Below are 17,873 nucleotides of genomic sequence, written 5' to 3'. Positions count from 1 at the left end.
GTGCCACGACAAAAACAGGGAGCCCGGGGTGCCGCAGGCCACTTCTGACCCACCATGGTTGTCTCTCCCCGCCGAAATCGGTGAGGTCCTCCGCCCGGTCGTCGGCGAGGTCGTCGAGGCGATCATCGACGGCATCCCGCGGGACGTGCCCGTGTATGCGATGCCGCTGGAGGGGCGCTTCGGTCAAGGCGTCCGGCAAGGGGTCACGGTGGCCCTGAACCGCTTCCTCGACCTGCCCGGCACCCGACTGCCGGCCCTGTCCGAGGACGGGGCCTGGATCTACGAGAACCTCGGCCGGGGCGAGGTCAGGTCCGGCCGCAGCCTCGAGTCGCTCCTGTCGGCCTACCGTTACGGCGCGCGGGTCACGCTCCGGGCGATCTCGCGCACGGTGGATGTGTCGCAGCTCGCGCCGGACGTCATCCTGGCGCTCGGCGAGTCCCTCTTCGCCTACATCGACGAGCTCTCGGCCGTGAGCGCCCAGGGCTACGCGCTGGAGCAGTCCGAGCGGGCCGGCGAGCACCAGCGGCGCCGGGGTGAGCTGCTCGAGATGATCCTGCGCGGCGACCCTGAGACCGGTGTGACGCGAGCCGCGACCGCGCTCGGCTGGACGTTGCCCGAGGTCCTGGTCGTCGCCACCCTCCCGCCGAGCCGGCTCGAGGGCGTGCGGGCGGCCCTCGGACCGGATGCCCTCGTCGCGGAACGTGGGACGGAGGCGGCGGTCATCATGCCGATCGGCAACCGGACCGCCCGGGCCAGGGAGCTCAACCGGGCACTCCGCGGACGTCAGGCGATCATCGGCCCCGAGCGCCCGTGGCAGCAGGCGGCCGAGTCGCTGCACCTGGCCGTGTCGGCCGCGGCCCACGGGCTGGGCGGGCCCGCGGGGGAGGGGGACCTGCCCGTCTGGGTCGAGGACCACCTGGCCGAGCTCGTCGTCCATGCCGAACCGCTCGCCACCGCCGACCTGGCCCGCCGTCGCCTGGCCCCGCTCGACGGCCTGCGACCGGCCGTCCGGGCCCGGCTGGTCGAGACGCTGCTGGCCTGGCTGCGGCACCAGGGGCAACGTGCGCCGATCGCTGCCGAGCTCTTCGTGCACCAGCAGACGGTCGGCTACCGGGTCGGGCAGCTCAAGGAGCTCTTCGGCGAGGCCTTCGACGATCCGGAGGCGCGGTTCGAGCTCGAGCTGGTCCTGCGGGCCGGCCACCGCTGATCCGGGCGGGAGCGAGCTCAGCGGCATACGAGAGGTGGGTATGCGAAAGGCGCCGCTCCTCATGGAGCGGCGCCCTCCTTCTGGGCGACCCCGACCGGGCTCGAACCGGCGACCTCCGCCGTGACAGGGCGGCGCGCTAACCAACTGCGCTACGGGGCCATGATATGTAGTTTGTCGTGCGTATCCCCAACGGGATTCGAACCCGTGCTGCCGCCGTGAAAGGGCGGAGTCCTAGGCCGCTAGACGATGGGGACGGAATCCCGACCTATCCGCTTGGGACGTCGAAACTATAGGGGAGTTTCGGCGCGCCACCAAATCGGCTCGGTCAGCCCTTGGCCCACGCCACGACGTCCTCGACGGGCCACGTCGTCACGATGCGTTCGGCGGGGATGCCGTGCCGTTCGGCGCGCTCGCAGCCGAGCAGCTTCATGTCCAGCTGGCCAGGCGCGTGGGCGTCGGAGTTGATCGAGAACAGGCAACCGAGATCGCGGGCCAGCTCGATGAGCTCGTCGGGCGGGTCCTGCCGCTCGGGCCGCGAGTTGATCTCGACGGCGACGTCGTGCTCGAGGCAGGCGCGAAAGACCTTCTCGGCGTCGAACTGCGACTCCGGCCGCTTGCCCCGGCCGCCGGTGACGAGCCGCCCGGTGCAGTGGCCGAGCACGTTGGTGCGCGGGTTGCGCACGGCGGCGAGCATGCGCGCCGTCATCTCGTAGGCCGGCTGGCGGAGCTTCGAGTGGACCGAGGCGGTGACGACGTCGAGCTGGTCGAGCATGTCGGGGTCCTGGTCGAGCGTCCCGTCGAGGTGGATGTCGACCTCGATCCCCTTGAGCAGGCGGAACGTGCCGGCGAGCGTGGCGTTGATCGCGTCGACGTGGGTCAGCTGCTGGGCGAGCCGCTCACGCGAGAGCCCGTTGGCGATCGTGAGGCGAGGGGAGTGGTCGGTCAGGGCCATCCAGTCCTGCCCCAGCTCGACGGCGGTGAGGACCATCTCGTCGATGGGGCTGCCGCCGTCGCTCCAGTTGGAGTGGACGTGCAGATCGCCGACGACGGCGGCGTAGAGCTCCGCCCCGTCCCAGCTGAGCGGCGCCCCGTGCTGCTCCTCGAGCGTCGCGAGGTAGGCGGGCACGACCCCGCGCAGCGCCTGCCCGATGATCGCCGCGCTCGAGTCGCCGATCCCCTTGATCTGCTTGAGCGTCCCCGCGGCGGCGCGCTCGCGCAGCTCCTCCTCGGGGACGAGCCGGATCGCCTCGGCGGCCCGCCGGAACGCCGCGACGCGGTAGGGGCTCTCGCGCGCTCGCTCGAGCAGGAACCCGACGCGGCGCAGGGCGTCCTGCGGGCTCATCGGCGCCTGTGGCGCGGTGGGTGCCTCCATGGGCCGATCGTAGGTGCAGCTGCCGTATGCCGCTGGGCTCGGCAGGTGCCCCCGCCGGTGGAGTGGGAGGCCGGGTCAGGGGCACCTGCGGTCCGGGCGTGTCAGCGCTGGATGGTCGGGACCGTGCCGTCGGGGAGCGTGCCGGGAGCCTCGGGGAGCACGGTGACGCTGACCCAGTCGGCGCCGTAGCGGTCGGCGAGGCGCTGCGCGACGTCGACCCCGTGGGCCGCGACGACGACGCGGTCGGCACGGTAGTCCTGCGCGACGCTGGCGACGGTGATGCCGTCCTGGCGCAGCGACTCGGACTCGGCCCGGATCCGGTCGGCCAGCGCCGTCTTGTCGGCGTAGGAGTGCTCGGCGGGCACGAACTCGACGTCGTCAGGGGCGGGCATGGCGCCGCGAACGCGGTCCTCCAGTGCCGGGTCTGCCTCGGTGACGGCGACGACGATGGTCGTGTTGGCCGGGTCGGTGGCGTAGGCCCCGGAGAAGGTGCCGGCCCAGGTCGTGGTCAGGTCGGGGACGATCGACTCGAAGGCCGCCCGCTGCGGGGTCATCGGGCCGACGAACCAGCCGCTGTCGTCCCGCGCCGGGGGCATGCCGTTCGGGTCCGACAGCACACCGGGGGCCTCGGGGCTCGCGTAGCCGCCGGCCGCGCCGCGCGCCGCCCCGTCCTCGGCCTGTTCGGCTCCACTGCCGGCCAGGCTGGCCGGGAACGGCGTCGAGGCCGACGGCAGGCCGTTCTGGAGCACCCAGGTGCCGCCGCCCCCGGCCACGACGACGAGCGCCGCTGCCACCCCGACGAGCGCGTCGCGGCGGCGGTAGGTGCGGGCGCGGCCGCGGACGACGGCGCGCTGCGCGAAGAGCTCGTCAGTGGGTGGCTCGAGGTCGTTCATGGTGCCCAGCACCCTTCTCAGCTGCTGCTCACTCTGGTCCGGACGCGTCATGGGACTGCTCCTGCTCCGGTGAGGGGCGGTTCGGCGAGCCGCTCCCGGAGGACGGCGATGCCTCGCGAGATCTGGCTCTTGATGGTCCCCTCGGCGACGCCGGTGCACTCGGCGATCTGCGGGACGGTGAGGTCCTCCCAGAAGCGGAGGACGATGACGGCGCGCTGCTTGTCGGGCAGGTCCTTGAGCAGGGCCGTGAGAGTGAGGGCGAGCTCGCGGTCGTGGTCCGTGAGGGCTGGCTCCGGAGGCTCGTCGGTGAGGACCTCGCGGCGGCGTTTGCGCTGGTCGTTGAGGTAGAGGTTCATCATGGTGCGCCTGGTGTAGGCGGCCTCGGCGCCGCGCGAGATACGCGGCCACGCGACGTAGACGCGCGCCAGGGCCTCCTGGACCAGCTCGTCACCGTCGGCCCAGTTGCCGCAGAGCAGGAAGGCGCGGCGTCGCAGCACCGTCTGTCGCTCCATGACGAAGGAGCGGAAGGCATCCTCGTCGGTGCGTCTCATGCGGCTCCCCGGGGCGTGGTGCGGTGCGGTGATGGGCTGGATTCCAGTGTCGTACACCGGATCAGACCCGTGAGGCGCGCCAACCGTTGCATCCCCCACCCGCCAGCCCCGCCCGCCAAGCCCCGTTCGAGGTATTCCTCGACCACCGGGGGTCGATCAATACCTCGAACCGGGGGGTGGGGGGTGGGGGGTGGGGCTGGCGGGGTGGGGTCAGGCGGCGGCTTCGCGGGCGAGGAGCCAGGCCTTGGCCTCGGAACCGCCGACGTAGCCGCCCATCGAGCCGTCGGTCCGGACGACGCGGTGGCAGGGGACGACGATGGGCACCGGATTGGACGCGCAGGCGGAGCCGACCGCCCGGACTGCACGGGGACTTCCAGCGCTGCGGGCCACCTCGGCGTACGTCTCGGTCCGGCCGGCCGGGATCGCGCGCAGGTGATCCAGCACCTGGCGCCGGAAGCCGTGGGCGAGCCGCAGGTCGAGCGGCACGTCGACCGAGCTCCGCGACCCCGCGAAGTAGGCGTCGAGCTGGCCGACCACCTCGTCGAGCCCGGCGGCGGTGCGCAGCACGCGGGGGCCGATCCGCCGCGCCAGGTCCGCGAGCACGGAGTCGTGGCCCTGGGCGGCGTAGGCGACGCGGACCAGCCCGGCCTCGGTGGCGGCCAGCAGCAGTGACCCGACGGGGGAGTCGACGACCCGGTAGACGACATCGAGGCTGTGCTCGGCCGTGGCTCGGGCGACGAGACGCTCGCGCAGCCCCTTCGGCACCTCCCCGGGGCCGAAGGACGACGGGTCGAACCCGGCGGGCAGCAGTTCAGTGAAGTCAGGCATGAGAGCTCACGTCCTCACGTGCGAGGTAGGTGCGGCGGAGAGCGGCGATCCCGTCGGCGGCGGCTCGGCGTGCGGCGGCCTCGGTGCCGCCGACCACGGCCGCGACCTCGACATAGGGGAGCCCGGCGACGTGGTGGTAGGCGACGCACTGGCGCTGCTTGGGTGGGAGGTCGGCGAGGGCCTGCCAGAGCCGCCCGTCGGCCAGGGCGTCCTCGGGCCGTTGGGGGCCCGGGCCACGGGGCTCCGGCACGGCGTCGACGGGGACAGCGCGACGGCCCGTCGCCCGGTGCACGTCGATCGCCTTCCGGTGCGCGATGGTGACGAGCCAGGCCCGGACGTTGGCTTCCTCCGGCAGGTCGGGCCAGGCGCGCAGGGCGGCGAGGAAGGTCTCGGACCACGCGTCGTCCGCGTCCATCGGGCCCAACGTCGCGCGGCACACCCGCAGCACTGTGGGGCCGTGCTCGCTGACGACGCGCTCGAACGGTTCCTTCATGCCAGGTTGACGCTCCGGGTCGGGCGGATGTGAGGTGGCACCCAGTGTGACGTGCGAGCGGGAGCCGGCCCAGCGGCATACGGCCGAGGTGTCAGAAGAGCCGGCCCGCCTCGCCCGCGGCGGGCTCCTCCAGCGCGAGGAGGAAGCGTTTGCGGTCGAGGCCGCCGGCATAGCCGACGAGGGACCCGTCGCTGCCGATGACCCGGTGGCAGGGCACGACGATGGCGATCGGGTTGCGCCCGTTGGCCGTGCCGACGGCCTGGGCGAGGTTGCGGTCGCCCAGGGCTCGGGCGAGGTCGCCGTAGGTGCGCGTCTCGCCGTAGGGGATCTCGCGCAGCCGGCTCCACACCCGCTGGTGGAAGGCGTCGCCGTGCGGCGCGAGCGGCAGGTCGAAATCGCGCAGCTCCCCGGCGAAGTAGGCCTCGAGCTGCCCGGCGGCCGACGCGAACGGCTCTTCGTCGAGCGGCGCTGGCGGACCGAACACCTCAGGATCGGCGGGTCGGTACTTGGCCGCATCCATGAGCAGGTGCGAGATGCCCGCCTCGGTCGCGACGACGGTGAGGTCGCCGATCGGGGACGGCAGGACGACGTGCCGGGCGGTCATGCCCCCGAGGGCGACGTCGGGTGCTCCCGGCGGAGCAGGTCGTCGTGGGTCGGCACGGGGAACTCCGCTGTGTAGTCGCCGTAGGCCCGAGGATCCTCGGACGGCTCGAGGTGGCAGGTGATGGCCAGGTCCGTGAACTGCTCCTGCAGCGCAGCCTCGACCTCCTCGACGAGGTCGTGGCCCCGCTGCACCGACCACTCGCCCGGGACGAGGACGTGCACCTCGGCGAACCGGTGGTGCCCCGAGACCCGGGTGCGCAGGGCGTGGAAGTGGACGTCCTTGGTGACGAACCCGGCAAGGATGTCGGCGATCGTCCGGTTGTCCTCCTTGCTCAGGGCCACGTCCATCAGGCCCTCGGTCGACTCACGGATCAGCTTCCAGCCGGTCCAGATGATGTTGAGCCCGACGAGGAAGGCGACGACGGGGTCGAGTCGGTCGATCCCGGTCAGCGCGACGATGATGACGCCGACAATGACGCCGGCCGACGTCCAGACATCGGTGAAGAGGTGCTTGCCGTCCGCGGTCAGCGTGAGCGAGCGGTAGCGCCGACCGGCCCGCACGAGGATCAGCGCCACCACGCCGTTGACGACCGAGGCGACGACGGAGACCGCGAGGCCGACCCCGACGTTCTCGATGGGGCGGGGGTTGATGAACCGCTCCACTGACGTGACGAGGATGACGAGGGCGGCGACGAAGATCATCAGCCCCTCGAGCGCCGCCGAGAAGTACTCGGCCTTGGTGTGCCCGAAGTGGTGGTTCTTGTCCGCCGGCATCGCCGCCACCCGCAGGGCGATGAGGACGGCCACGGCCGCCACGAGGTTGACGACCGACTCCGCCGCGTCGGAGAGCAGACCGACCGAGCCGGTGATCTGCCAGGCGATCGTCTTGAGCGTGATGGTGGCGATCGCGGCTGCAATGGACAACCACGCGAAGCGGCTCAGGTCGCGGGTCTCGAGGGGCACCTGACCAGTCTGCCAAACCAGGCTGACAGTGGTCCGCCCGTGTCACGGTGTGGGGTCACGCCCAAGTGGGTAGGAGGTCTGCAACCCAGCCACCGCAACGGAAGGAACGGATCATGGGTGCGACTGACAAGGCGAGGAACATGGCCGAGGACCTCGGCGGCAAGGCCAAGGAGGCCGTCGGCGACCTGACCGACAACGAGCGCCTCGAGGCCGAGGGCCAGCGGGACCAGGCCGAGGCCGACCTCAAGCAGCGCGGCGAGCAGCTCAAGGACGCGGGCGAGGACGTCAAGGACGCCTTCCGCGGCTGAGCTCCACCGACTGGTGGGCCGGGCTTCGTGGAGGGGGCCTGGCCCACCACCTCTGCAACACACCCGCTCACCGCGTGCACCTGCCGTCTCCAGACGGCACCCGCACGTGGTGAGCGGGTGTGTTGCGTCTGAGGCGGGTCGGGCGGTGCGCGAGAATCTTTTTTCGCAAAAGGTGTAAAGACTTCTCGCGGACGGACACAGATGGGCATGGCGACGGGTGGTGACGCGTCGGACCAGCAACGGTTCGCGCTGATCTACCAGAGCAACTACGCACCGATCCACGCGTACGTCGCTCGTCGCCTACGGGATCGGGGTCTGACAGACGACGTGACGGCTGAGGTCTTCACGGTCGCCTGGCGGCGCCTCGATGACATACCGAGTCCCATCGGGGGATGGCTCTTCGGGGTGGCCCGGAACGTCGTCATGGCGACGAACCGGGCCACCGTCCCGGACCCGCTCGATCTCGTCGAGGAGGCGTTGGCAGCACGGGAGGCAGACCCTTCCGCGCGGGCCGTCGACCGAAGCGAGCTCGAACGGGTGGCGGAGGCGCTGGCAACGCTCAGCGACTCCGACCGGGAGCTCCTTCTCCTGATGGCGTGGGAGGGCTTGCCTCTCGCACAGCTCGCCGAAGCGCTGGAGTGCAGTGTGGCCGCTGCTGGGGTGCGGCTACACCGGGCGCGCCAGCGCCTCCGGCGAGCTGTGGACCACGCCGGCGCCACACGCAGGGGTTCGACCAGTACCTCGAGGTCGTCGGGCACGACCTCGAGCAGGGGTAGGTCGGCAGCGGATCGGGGGGCGTCCCTCCCGGTCCGGCGGGAAAGGGGTGGTCGATCGTGATCGAGCAGGCACTGAAGGAGCTCAACCCCGTCAAGGAGCCGCTCGCGGGGCTGGATGCCGAGAGGGCAGCCGCGGACCTCGAGAGGATCCTGACGCTCCCCAGGGAGACGGTCGCACCCGCTCGCCGTCCCCACCACGCCCACGGTCGGCGACTGGCCGTCATCGGGATCGCCAGCGTGATCGCCGTCGCCCTGGTCGTGGGCCTGCCGCTGCTGCCCTGGCGCACGGCAGCCCCGGCTTTCGCGGCCACGCCCCCGCTGCTCACGGGAGAGCTCGCAACGGGCGTCGCAGGGGCACCGGCCGCGGCTGAGCTCAACCGGCTCGCCGTGGCCGCGGAGCGTTCGTCCGCCCGGGGGCGGCTCGGGAGCCGCTTTGCCACCTGGGACCTCACGACGCGGGTCCACGGCGGCGAGCCCGTGCGGTCCGCCGTGGTGCCCCTCGAGGTGTCTCTCGATGTCGCGGCCGACGGGGCCTGGCGCCGTGTCGCGGCGTACGGGCGGCCGGTGGCTGGTGACGTCAACGCAGCGGAGATACCGCGGCCCGGAGAGATCGAGTCGGACGAGACCTACCCGCGATCCCAGGCCCCGCGGATCTTCCCGGAGCGGCTGGCTGGCGACCCGGCCGGCCTGCGCGAGCAGCTGGCCGCAGCCCACCCCATCGACGACCTCGGCACGGCCGAGCTCGTCGTCGCGTTGACGGACCTCGCCAGGGAGCAGACCCCAGGGCCGCGGTCGCGCGCCGCAGCCCTGCGGCTGCTCGCCGAAGCCGGCGACGTCCGGCAGTTGGGTCCGCTGACGGACCGCCTCGGACGGTCCGGACGTGGCTTCGCCGTCGACTCCGACCTGACCGGCCTGCCGACCCGCTATGTCCTCATCGTGGACCCGCAGACGGGCCGGCTGCTCGCCTCCGAGCAGGTCCTCACGGAGCGGGCCGGCCGCCTCGCCGTGGAGGTGCCGGCCGTCATCTCCTACGTCGTGTTTCGCTGACTGCTAGCAGTTGGTCCGGGTCCAGTACGACATCCGGTCGTTGTCGCTCGTGCCGACCCAGTTGTCGGAGGAGATGCCGTAGTCCTCGACCCACAGCGCCGTGCCGCCGCGGTAGTCCCAGGCGACAATCCGGCTGTCCGGGTTGGTGTTGACCCACGACGACGTCGAGTTGTTGAAACCCCAGTCAGCCGCGTTGTCGGCACACGTGTTGAGGAACTGGAGCCGGCGTCCGCCGAAGCCGGAGTCGGTGTAGAAGCAGTACCACCGGTCGGAGGCGTCGTAGGGGCACCCCGCGATCGACGAGGCCGCGGCCTGGAGATCCTCGGCCAGCCCGGTGGCCAGCGAGCTCGTGCGGATGTTGGCGCCGAGCCCGTTCGGCGCGCGGTCCTCGCCAGGATCCGGGAAGACCACGACGACGTCACCGTCGCGGTAGGCCACGGCGTTGTCGCTGACCTGCACCCCGCCGGGGTGCTCGGCCAGGTAGGCGTCGATCTCGGCCTGCGGGCCGGACGGGTCGGACGGGCTGGCCGTCGCGCCCGGCGCGGCTGCGGCGGCTGCGCTGCCGAGGAGAAGCAGGGCCGTCAGGACGGCGAACAGGCTGGTGACTCGTGTGCGGATGGACATCGGCTTCCCCCTGTAGATGGCGGTGTTCAACGGCGCACCATCCACACTAACCGCGGGGACCGACAGGCCGGCCCGGCTCTCCACCGGGCCGGCCAAGGGCCGTGCCAGTCCGTCAGTACTGGATGACGACCCGTCCGTCGATCTTGCCGTGCTTCATCTCGTCGAACACGGCGTTGATGTCGCCGAGCTCGCGCGTCGCCACGGTGGGGTGGATCAGGCCGCGGGCGTAGAAGTCGAGCGCCTCCGCCATGTCCTGGCGGGTGCCGACGATCGAGCCCCGCACCGTGAGGCCCTTGAGGACGATGTCGAAGATCGGGGCCGGGAAGTCGCCCGCCGGCAGCCCGTTGAAGACGATGGTGCCGCCGCGCCGGGTCATGCCGATGGCCTGGCCGAACGCCGACGGGTGGACCGCGGTCACGAGCACGCCGTGGGCGCCGCCGGTCTGGGCGACGATCGCCTCGGCCGGGTCGCCGTGGAGCGCGTTGACGGTCACCTCGGCGCCGTGCTGCTTGGCGAGGGCCAGCTTGTCGTCGGCGATGTCGACGGCGGCGACGCGCATCCCCATGGCCCGCGCGTACTGCACGGCGACGTGGCCGAGGCCGCCGATGCCGGAGATGACGACCCACTGCCCGGGCTTCGTCTCGGTCATCTTGAGGCCCTTGTAGACCGTCACGCCGGCGCAGAGGATCGGCGCGACCTCGACGGGGTCGGAGCCCTCGGGGATGATCGCCGCGTAGCGGGCGTCGACGAGCATGTACTGCCCGAACGAGCCGTCGACGCTGTAGCCGCCGTTCTGCTGGCTCTCGCAGAGCGTCTCCCAGCCGGTGTTGCAGTACTCGCACTCGCCGCACGCGGTGAAGAGCCAGGCGTTGCCGACAAGCTGCCCGATGCTGAGGTTGGTGACGCCGTCACCGAGGGCTACGACCTCGCCGACGCCCTCGTGGCCGGGGATGAAGGGCGGGGCGGGCTTGACTGGCCAGTCGCCTTCTGCCGCATGGAGGTCCGTGTGGCAGACGCCGCTCGTGACGAGCTTGACGAGGGCCTGCCCTGGGCCGGGCGTGGGGATCGTGACGGTGTCGATGGACAGGTCCTCGCCGAACGCGCGGACCACTGCTGCTTGCATCGTTCCCATGGTGCTTCCTTGGACGTCGTTGTCGTGGTGGGTGCGGTCACGCTAGGGCGGCCAACGTTGCAACGACGTTGCACCCCGACTGTCCACCCCCCACCCGAGGACACGTCTCCTCGGGAGCCGGCTCAGCGGCATACGGCAGTCGTATGCCGCTGGGCTCGGTCGGGTGCCAAGCGGTGTCCCAGCGCTGCGAGGGACGTCACATTCCATCCATCCATGGAATGTCGTAGTCTCGCCGTGTGACGAAGGTGAGTGGCCTGCCGCGATGGCGCTCGGTGCTCGCCGTGGTGGCGCACCCTGACGATGAGTCGTTCGCGCTCGGTGCGGTCCTCGCCGCATTCGCCGACGCGGGCGCACGGGTCTCGGTGCTGTGCCTGACGCGGGGGGAGGCCTCCACCCTCCACGGCGTCGCTGGCGACCTGCTCGAGCTGCGGGGGGTCGAGCTGGCCGCCGCGGCGGACGTCCTCGGTGTCGACGACGTCGAGCTGCTCACCCATCCGGACGGCCGGCTCTCCGGCGTGGCCGTCAGCGCGCTCGCCGCGCAGGTCATCGACACCGCCCGGCGGGTCGCAGCGGACGGGCTCATCGGCTTCGACGTCAACGGCGTCACCGGTCACCCGGACCACGCACAGGCCACTGCCGCGGCCCTGCTGGCGGCGGAGGAGCTGGACCTGCCCGTGCTGGGCTGGACGGTGCCGGAGGCGGTCGCCCAGCGGTTGCGGGACGAGCACGGTGCGCCGTTCGACGGCTACGCCGATGACGAGATCGACCTCGTCGTCCCCGTCGAGCGGTCCCGCCAGCTCGAGGCCGTCGCCTGCCACCCGAGCCAGGCCGTGCCCGGCAGCGTCATGTGGCGCCGCATCGAACTGCTCGGGGACCGAGAGCACCTGCGCCGGCTGCGGGGGCCCGGCGAGGCCTGAACCCTGCCAACCATGGAGGCCGCATGTCCACCAAGAACATCCTGATCATCATCAACGGACCCGCCTACGGAGCCGACGAGACCTTCAACGCGGTCCGTCTGGCCGGGGCCCTCAGCCGACGCGAGGACTGTGCCCCGCGGGTCTTCCTGATGGGCGACGCCGTCACCTGCGCCGTGGCCGGGCAGAAGACACCGGACGGGTACTACTCGCTCGACCGGATGCTGCGGGGCTTCGCGCGACACGGCGGGGACATCGCGTGTTGCGGCACCTGCCTCGACGCCCGGGGCCTCACCGAGGACCACCTCATCGACGAGGCGCGCCGCTCGACGATGGACGAGCTCGCAGCCTGGACCGTCGAGGCCGACCAGGTCCTCACCTTCTGAGCGGGCGCCAGGACCTCCACGCGCATCGCCCTCTCGGCGGGACGGTGCGCCGATACCCGGCCCGTGATGGGGCGAGCCACGACCGCCCGCTCGGACGTGGAAGGGTGGGGCCATGACTGAGGTGCCCCATGTCGTCGCCGTGCTCGGCCAGGGGGTCGTGGATCCTGATCAGCCGGTCGTCACCGCCGACGACCTCGGCCTCACCCGCGGCGACGGCTGCTTCGACTCGGCCCGAGTGCTGACGGACGAGGCCGGGACGGCATCCGTCGTCGACCTCGACGACCATCTCGGCCGACTGGCCCGGTCCGCCCGGGCGCTGGAGATCGACGACCCCGGAGTGGAGGCCTGGCATGACCTCGTCGCGGCCGCGCTCGCCGCGTGGTCGACGCCGGGGGAGGCGATCCTCAAGCTGGTGCTGACCCGCGGGCGCGAATGGCGGTCGTCCGGTCCGACCGCCTTCCTGAGCATCGAGCACCTGCGCGATCTCTGCGTCGGTGAGGTGGGGCCGCCCCGGACGATCACTGCGGTGACGCTCACCCGGGGGCACCCCTCGGATGCCTTCCGCGATGCACCCTGGCTGCTCGGCGGGGTCAAGACGGTGTCCTACGTCGTCAATGTCGCCGCCCGGCGGGAGGCGGCGCGTCGGGGCGCCGACGACGTCATCTTCACGACCACCGACGGGTTCGCCCTGGACGGCCCGACCTCAGGGCTGCTGGTCGCCCGGGACGGTGCCCTGCTGACGACCCCGACGGGGGACACGGGCATCCTCGAGTCCGTCACGGTGGAGGCGGTGCTCGCGGCCGCCCGAGCCGACGGCTGGCCCACCCGCCACGAGCTGGTGCCGGTCGAGGACCTCTACACGGCAGACGGGGTGTGGCTCGTCTCGGCGGGGCGCGGACCGGTGCTCATCACGAAGCTCGACGCCCGGCCATTGGCCGTGGACGATGCCCTGGCCAAGCAGGTGGCCGGCTGGGCCGGCTTCTGACTCCGGCGCCCCGGGTCGCGTCAGCGTGGCGACTCAGGTGCGGCGTCCGGTCTCGAGGACGACCGGACGCGCGTCGTCCAGCATGACCGTGCTCGTCTCGGCGTGCGCGCCGAGCGCAGCAAACGCGGCCGCGTGCAGGGCCTTGGCGTCGGCGGCCGGGTGCAGCAGCACCACGAGGCAGTCGGGGGCCAGCACGCCGGCGAGCGGTTCGAGCTGGCGGCGGACGTCGTGTGGGCGGCCGAGATAGTAGAGGACCTCCGCGAGCACGACGACGTCGATCCCACTCGCTCCCGCCCGCGTGAGGGTGGCCACGGCCCCCGAGAGGTCGCTCTCGAAGACGGAGACGTTGGGGAGGTGACTGGCCCGCAGCCGGGCCGTAGCGACCGCGCGGGCGCTGATGTCCAGACCCACCACCCGCGCCCCGGGGTGCGCCTCGCCCCACGCCCGGAGGTTGTGCCCCTCGGCGCAGCCGACCTCCAGAATCGTCCTCGCGCCCGGGGGGACGCTCGCGACGAGGAACGACCGCTTGCGCACCTCGTAGGGCATGGTGTCGTACTGCCAGGGGTCGTCGGAGCCGCTGAACATCGCCTGGAACACCAACCGTCGCGTCCTGCGCGCCAGAGGATCGGGGAGCGCGGCAACGATCTGGAAGGCGGATCGATGGAGGAGCTCGCCCAGCGCGGAGCCACTTGGCTCCAGCGTCTGAGCGACAACATTCTCAAGGGGTGTGGTGAGTCTGGCCATGAGGGACGAGGCAGCCCAGCCCGCCAGCATCCCCACCCGCCACAGGACAACCGTGCCCACGGCGAGCGCCGCAGAGCTGCCGATCCCGAGCAGCAGCCCGGCCAGGACGGCATCGGCAACACCAGCGCCGCCGGCGGGATGGCGCAACAGCGTCAGCAGCCGCGCCACGGTTGCCGCCGCGAAGACCTCGAGGCCGCTGATCTCAACGCCCTCCGTGTGCCCGAGCGCGAGCGCCGCGGCCGCGACGGAGCCTGCCAGTGCGAGCTCCCCGACCAGGGCGGCCAACCCGAGGTGTGGTCCGCGGCTGGTCAGCCAGCGGCCGGTTGCCTCCTTGGACTGGTGCGCCTGGCGCACCACCACCCCGGACACTGTGGCAGCGAGCAGGGCCACCGCCGAGGCGGCACCCACGGCCGAGAAGCCGGGCGGGACGTGGCCTCTCGTGAGAAGCAGGGTCAGCGCCCCGGCGGCCCCCGAGCCGAGGACGAGCAAGGACACGGAGCTGGCGGCTGCTCCCAGGCCCGCCGTGGCGTTCGCTCCGCCCGTCTGCCGGCCAGGGCGGCCTGGCAGGTCCAGCATCAGACGCGGTGCAGCAGCCAAGCACGTCCTGGGGGGTGCTCCGGGAACCGCGGCCCGCACCCGAATGGCCCCCGCTGCCGCCCACGTGGCGATCAGGAGGATCGTCACGACCACGGCCATGACGTCACTGCGCACGACCAGGTCGGTGGCCTCCGCCCACGTAGCGGTCAGCTCCGCTGTCGAGGTCATGGGAGGGAGAATAGCGACGGATTCAACTACTCGACTCGTGATCACGAAACACGTTCCCCGGGGTGTCGACGACGAGCGCCCGCGTCCTCACTCAACTGAACACCAGACGAGCGGTGGCCTCCGAAGCCTCGGCGACCTTGCCGTCCCGATCCGACTCGTCCGCCTCGTCGAGGCAGTCCCGCAGGTGCGCCTGCAGGACGATCAGTCCGACGCCCTGCAGCGCGCGGGTCGCAGCAGCCACCTGGGTCAGGACGTCGATGCAGTAGCGGTCCTGCTCGACCATGCGGGCAATTCCGCGGACCTGCCCCTCGATGCGGTGGAGACGGCTGAGGATCTGAGGCTGGAGGTCTGCGGTCCCCGAGCCTGCGGAGGCGTGGCTCATCATGATCACTTCCGTGCGGGCGGGTTTCCGGTGGTGCCCGCCGTGGCCGGGCAGGCACCACCGGGGCTTCTCAGGTGGTGGCCCCTGCGTACTTGGCGGGGTTCTTCTTGAAGGCGGCGGCGCAGTGGGTGGAGCAGAAGTGGTAGGTCGTGCCGTCATGTTCCACGGTGGCCGCTGCGCTCGCGGGGTCGACGGTCATCCCACAGACGGGGTCTACGACGGTGGATGTGGTGGACATGCTGTGCTCCTTTGGGGTGGGGTGTGCTTCGGTCGCGTCACGTCCGATCTCGACGACTGGGTCGATGGCCGGGATCGTGAAGGTGTCTGGGATCGGCTGGGTCGTGAACGTCTTGAGCCGGTTGGCGTTGGCGACGACGGACAGCGAGGACAGGGCCATCGCGGCCGCGGCGATCATCGGGCTGAGGGTCAGTCCGAAGGCGGGGTAGAGGGCACCGGCGGCGACCGGTATGCCGAGCCCGTTGTAGACGAACGCGAACACCAGGTTCTGCTTGATGTTGCGCATCGTCGCCCGCGACAGGTCGACTGCGGTGACGACGCCCGACAGGGCCCCGGAGATCAGCGTGATGTCGGAGGACTCGATGGCGACGTCGGTGCCGGTCCCGATGGCCGAGCCGACGTCGGCCTGGGCCAGAGCCGGGGCGTCGTTGATGCCGTCGCCGACCATGCCGACGACCTTGCCCTCGGCCTGCAGGCGCTTCACCTCGGCCGCCTTGTGCTCGGGGAGCACCTCGGCAACGACCCGGCGGATGCCGACCTGCCGGGCGATGGCGGCTGCGGTGGCTCGGTTGTCGCCGGTCATCATGACGACCTCGATGCCGCGGGCCTGCAGGGCGCCGACCGCTGCGGCGGAGCCGTCCTTGACGGTGTCGGCGACCCCGATGACGCCGGCGGGCCGGCCGTCGATGGCGGCCAGGATCGGCGTCTTGCCGTCGCGGGCCAGCCGATCGAGGTCGGCCAGCAGCGGGGCCGGGTCGATTGCCGCGCCGGCCAGCAGGCGGGCGTTGCCGACCAGGACCTCGCGCCCGGCGACCAGAGCGCGCACGCCTTGGCCGGTGATCGAGTCGAACGCGGTCACCTCAGGAAGGGCCAGGCCCTGGTCCCGGGCGCCGGTCACGACCGCGGTGGCCAGCGGGTGCTCGGAGGACGCCTCGACGGCCGCGGTGGCCGCCAGGAGCTCCTCGGGCGTGACACCCTCGGTGGGCAGGACGTCGGTCAGGGCAGGCGTGCCGTTCGTGACGGTGCCGGTCTTGTCCAGCACGATGGTGTCCAGCTTGTGGGCGGTCTCGAGGGCCTCCGCGGAGCGGATCAGGATGCCATGGGCAGCGCCCTTGCCGGTGCCGACGGTGATCGACATCGGGGTCGCCAGCCCCAAGGCACAGGGGCAGGCGATGATCAGGACCGACACCGCGGCGACCAGGGCAAAGACGAACGCCGGCGGCGGCCCGACCAGCGCCCAGATCACGAAGGCCCAGATCGCGATTGCGATCACGGCCGGGACGAAGTAGCCGGAGACCGTGTCGGCCAAGCGCTGGATCGGGGCCTTTGAGCCCTGCGCCTCACGCACCAGCTTGATGATCTGGGCCAGCATCGTCTCGCCGCCAACCCTGGTCGCGGTGTAGCGGAACGAGCCGGTCTGGTTGATGGTCGCGCCGATGACGGTGTCGCCCGCGGTCTTGCCGACCGGGATCGGCTCCCCAGTGACCATCGACTCATCCACGGAAGACCTGCCGTCGATGACCTGACCGTCCACGGGCAGCTTCTCGCCGGGACGGACCACGACGACATCACCCACGACGACCTCGTCGATCGACACCTCCAGCTCGACGCTGCCACGCACGACGCGGGCGGTGCGCGGCTGCAGCCCGATCAGGGTGCGGATCGCCTCGCCCGTGCCGGCCTTGGCCCTGGTCTCCAGCAGCCGCCCCAAGAGGATGAGGGTGATGATGACTCCGACAGCCTCGTAGTACACCTCGCGGACGTTCTCCGGGAGGACCCCCGGCGCGAACGTCACGACCAGGCTGTACCCGAACGCCGCGAACGTGCCCAGCGTGATGAGGGAGTTCATGTCCGCGGTCCGGTGCGACAGGGCGAGCCAGCCGGTGCGGTGGATCGGCCACCCGGTGTAGAACATCACCGGGGCGATCATCGCCAGCTGGACCCACGGGTTCATCAGGAGCTCCGGGACCCAGGTGGCACCGAGGAGCTCGATCGCCATCACCGCCAACAGCACGGGTGCCGTCAGGATCGCGCCCGTGACGACCCGGCGGGTCAGGTCCGCGATCTCGGCTCGACGCTCGAGCGCCTCGGCGTCCTCATCCGGCTCCCGTCGCGCAGCGGGGACGGCGCCGCTGGGGTGATCCTGTCGTGTTTCGTCGTGCGGTGGCATCGTCGGTGGCATCGTCGGTGGCGTCGTCGGTGGCATCGTCGGTGGCTCCAGGACGGCCAGGGATGTGCCGGTGCCGGTGTCCCCCGTGGGCGGCGCCGACGAACTGCCGGCCACGCGAAGGGTCCCCCTCAACATGTTCATCCCGCAGGCGAACTGGTATTCCCCCGTGTCCCGGGGCGTGAACTTCACGGCGGTCGTGGTGTAGGCCGGCAGGGTCTGGTTGACCTTGAAGTCGGGTATGACTACCCGGGAGGAACAGTCGCCAGCTTCCTGCCGGTCGAAGAGCAGTCGCACCGGGATGCCGGCACGGACCTCGATGAGGTCGGGGCTGTATCCGCCTCGGACGCTCACCTGCACGACCTGGATGCCGTCCTCCACGCTCGCTCGACGTGACTTCTTCGGGGCGAAGAAGTACCAGGCGAGCAGGCCGGTGAGTGCGGTCGCCGACAAGAGGATGGCGCCGTCACTGAGGCTCATCCGATCCACCTCCATT

The 17,873-nt window shown here is 71.6% G+C and carries 19 protein-coding genes and 2 tRNA genes; 7 read left to right on the top strand and 14 right to left on the bottom strand.

Translation table 11 applies throughout. From position 1 onward, the window contains the following. Nucleotides 1-58 precede the first annotated feature (58 nt). A complete protein-coding gene (locus OO014_RS12085) occupies nt 59-1,207 on the top strand; it encodes a PucR family transcriptional regulator (protein WP_272462570.1) in 1,149 nt (382 codons plus the stop codon). An 85-nt stretch (nt 1,208-1,292) separates the two neighbouring features. Here the strand turns inward: OO014_RS12085 and OO014_RS12080 are convergent. From OO014_RS12080 to OO014_RS12040, 9 genes are all read right to left on the bottom strand, one after another. Beyond that, nucleotides 1,293-1,366: transfer RNA gene (locus tag OO014_RS12080), tRNA-Asp, on the bottom strand. A 22-nt stretch (nt 1,367-1,388) separates the two neighbouring features. Further along, nucleotides 1,389-1,461: transfer RNA gene (locus tag OO014_RS12075), tRNA-Glu, on the bottom strand. 71 nt (nt 1,462-1,532) lie between these two features. Continuing rightward, nucleotides 1,533-2,579 carry a PHP domain-containing protein gene (locus OO014_RS12070; RefSeq protein ID WP_272462569.1) on the bottom strand — a complete coding sequence of 349 codons (1,047 nt, stop codon included), beginning with the start codon at nt 2,577-2,579 and terminating at the stop codon, nt 1,533-1,535. 101 nt (nt 2,580-2,680) lie between these two features. Continuing rightward, on the bottom strand, nt 2,681-3,523 hold the full coding sequence (locus OO014_RS12065) for a hypothetical protein (protein ID WP_272462568.1): 843 nt from the start codon (nt 3,521-3,523) through the stop codon (nt 2,681-2,683). Further along, the gene (locus OO014_RS12060) at nt 3,520-4,023 is read right to left on the bottom strand and encodes a SigE family RNA polymerase sigma factor (RefSeq protein ID WP_272462567.1); all 504 of its coding nucleotides are present in this window, start codon (nt 4,021-4,023) and stop codon (nt 3,520-3,522) included. Before OO014_RS12060 ends, OO014_RS12065 begins: the two co-directional genes overlap by 4 nt. A 210-nt stretch (nt 4,024-4,233) precedes the next feature. Beyond that, a complete protein-coding gene (locus OO014_RS12055) occupies nt 4,234-4,851 on the bottom strand; it encodes a methylated-DNA--[protein]-cysteine S-methyltransferase (protein WP_272462566.1) in 618 nt (205 codons plus the stop codon). Beyond that, nucleotides 4,844-5,344 carry an RNA polymerase sigma factor gene (locus tag OO014_RS12050; RefSeq protein WP_272462565.1) on the bottom strand — a complete coding sequence of 167 codons (501 nt, stop codon included), beginning with the start codon at nt 5,342-5,344 and terminating at the stop codon, nt 4,844-4,846. Before OO014_RS12050 ends, OO014_RS12055 begins: the two co-directional genes overlap by 8 nt. A 91-nt stretch (nt 5,345-5,435) precedes the next feature. Further along, nucleotides 5,436-5,948: a methylated-DNA--[protein]-cysteine S-methyltransferase gene (locus tag OO014_RS12045; protein ID WP_272462564.1), complete on the bottom strand. Its 513-nt coding sequence runs from the start codon at nt 5,946-5,948 to the stop codon at nt 5,436-5,438. Further along, nucleotides 5,945-6,910, bottom strand: coding sequence for a cation diffusion facilitator family transporter (locus tag OO014_RS12040; RefSeq protein ID WP_272462563.1), 966 nt, complete (start codon nt 6,908-6,910; stop codon nt 5,945-5,947). The genes OO014_RS12045 and OO014_RS12040 overlap by 4 nt, the downstream gene beginning before the upstream one ends. Nucleotides 6,911-7,023: 113 nt before the next feature. Between OO014_RS12040 and OO014_RS12035 the strand changes: the two genes are divergently transcribed. The 3 genes from OO014_RS12035 (at nt 7,024) to OO014_RS12025 (ending at nt 9,041) form a co-directional block, all read left to right on the top strand. Continuing rightward, nucleotides 7,024-7,218 (top strand): CsbD family protein, encoded by a 195-nt coding sequence (locus tag OO014_RS12035; protein ID WP_272462562.1) that lies wholly within the window; start codon nt 7,024-7,026, stop codon nt 7,216-7,218. Between the two features lie 201 nt (nt 7,219-7,419). Beyond that, the gene (locus OO014_RS12030; RefSeq protein ID WP_272462561.1) at nt 7,420-8,055 is read left to right on the top strand and encodes an RNA polymerase sigma factor; all 636 of its coding nucleotides are present in this window, start codon (nt 7,420-7,422) and stop codon (nt 8,053-8,055) included. Then, nucleotides 8,052-9,041 carry a hypothetical protein gene (locus OO014_RS12025; RefSeq protein WP_272462560.1) on the top strand — a complete coding sequence of 330 codons (990 nt, stop codon included), beginning with the start codon at nt 8,052-8,054 and terminating at the stop codon, nt 9,039-9,041. Before OO014_RS12030 ends, OO014_RS12025 begins: the two co-directional genes overlap by 4 nt. Before the next feature lie 3 nt (nt 9,042-9,044). Here the strand turns inward: OO014_RS12025 and OO014_RS12020 are convergent, their stop codons facing one another. Then, complete coding sequence (locus tag OO014_RS12020) at nt 9,045-9,665, bottom strand: peptidase inhibitor family I36 protein (protein ID WP_272462559.1); 621 nt, start codon at nt 9,663-9,665, stop codon at nt 9,045-9,047. A gap of 112 nt (nt 9,666-9,777) precedes the next feature. Then, nucleotides 9,778-10,788 carry an alcohol dehydrogenase AdhP gene (adhP, locus tag OO014_RS12015; RefSeq protein ID WP_272462578.1) on the bottom strand — a complete coding sequence of 337 codons (1,011 nt, stop codon included), beginning with the start codon at nt 10,786-10,788 and terminating at the stop codon, nt 9,778-9,780. 245 nt (nt 10,789-11,033) lie between these two features. Between adhP and OO014_RS12010 the strand changes: the two genes are divergently transcribed. The 3 genes from OO014_RS12010 (at nt 11,034) to OO014_RS12000 (ending at nt 13,082) form a co-directional block, all read left to right on the top strand. Further along, the gene (locus OO014_RS12010) at nt 11,034-11,714 is read left to right on the top strand and encodes a PIG-L deacetylase family protein (RefSeq protein WP_272462558.1); all 681 of its coding nucleotides are present in this window, start codon (nt 11,034-11,036) and stop codon (nt 11,712-11,714) included. A gap of 23 nt (nt 11,715-11,737) precedes the next feature. Next, on the top strand, nt 11,738-12,097 hold the full coding sequence (locus OO014_RS12005; protein WP_272462557.1) for a DsrE/DsrF/TusD sulfur relay family protein: 360 nt from the start codon (nt 11,738-11,740) through the stop codon (nt 12,095-12,097). A 112-nt stretch (nt 12,098-12,209) separates the two neighbouring features. Next, entirely contained in the window at nt 12,210-13,082 is an 873-nt protein-coding gene (locus OO014_RS12000; protein WP_272462556.1) for an aminodeoxychorismate lyase, read from the top strand. 33 nt (nt 13,083-13,115) lie between these two features. Here the strand turns inward: OO014_RS12000 and OO014_RS11995 are convergent, their stop codons facing one another. The 3 genes from OO014_RS11995 to OO014_RS11985 all read right to left on the bottom strand — a co-directional run bounded on the left by OO014_RS11995 (nt 13,116) and on the right by OO014_RS11985 (nt 17,857). Further along, nucleotides 13,116-14,591: a methyltransferase gene (locus OO014_RS11995; protein ID WP_272462555.1), complete on the bottom strand. Its 1,476-nt coding sequence runs from the start codon at nt 14,589-14,591 to the stop codon at nt 13,116-13,118. Between the two features lie 91 nt (nt 14,592-14,682). After that, nucleotides 14,683-14,976, bottom strand: coding sequence for a metal-sensitive transcriptional regulator (locus tag OO014_RS11990; RefSeq protein ID WP_272462554.1), 294 nt, complete (start codon nt 14,974-14,976; stop codon nt 14,683-14,685). Between the two features lie 67 nt (nt 14,977-15,043). After that, nucleotides 15,044-17,857 (bottom strand): heavy metal translocating P-type ATPase, encoded by a 2,814-nt coding sequence (locus OO014_RS11985; protein WP_272462553.1) that lies wholly within the window; start codon nt 17,855-17,857, stop codon nt 15,044-15,046. Between the last annotated feature and the right edge of the window lie 16 nt (nt 17,858-17,873).

It is taken from the genome of Intrasporangium calvum, from assembly GCF_028446585.1.
Lineage (GTDB): Bacteria > Actinomycetota > Actinomycetes > Actinomycetales > Dermatophilaceae > Intrasporangium > Intrasporangium calvum_A.
This window is presented reverse-complemented; position numbering and strand designations above follow the sequence as displayed.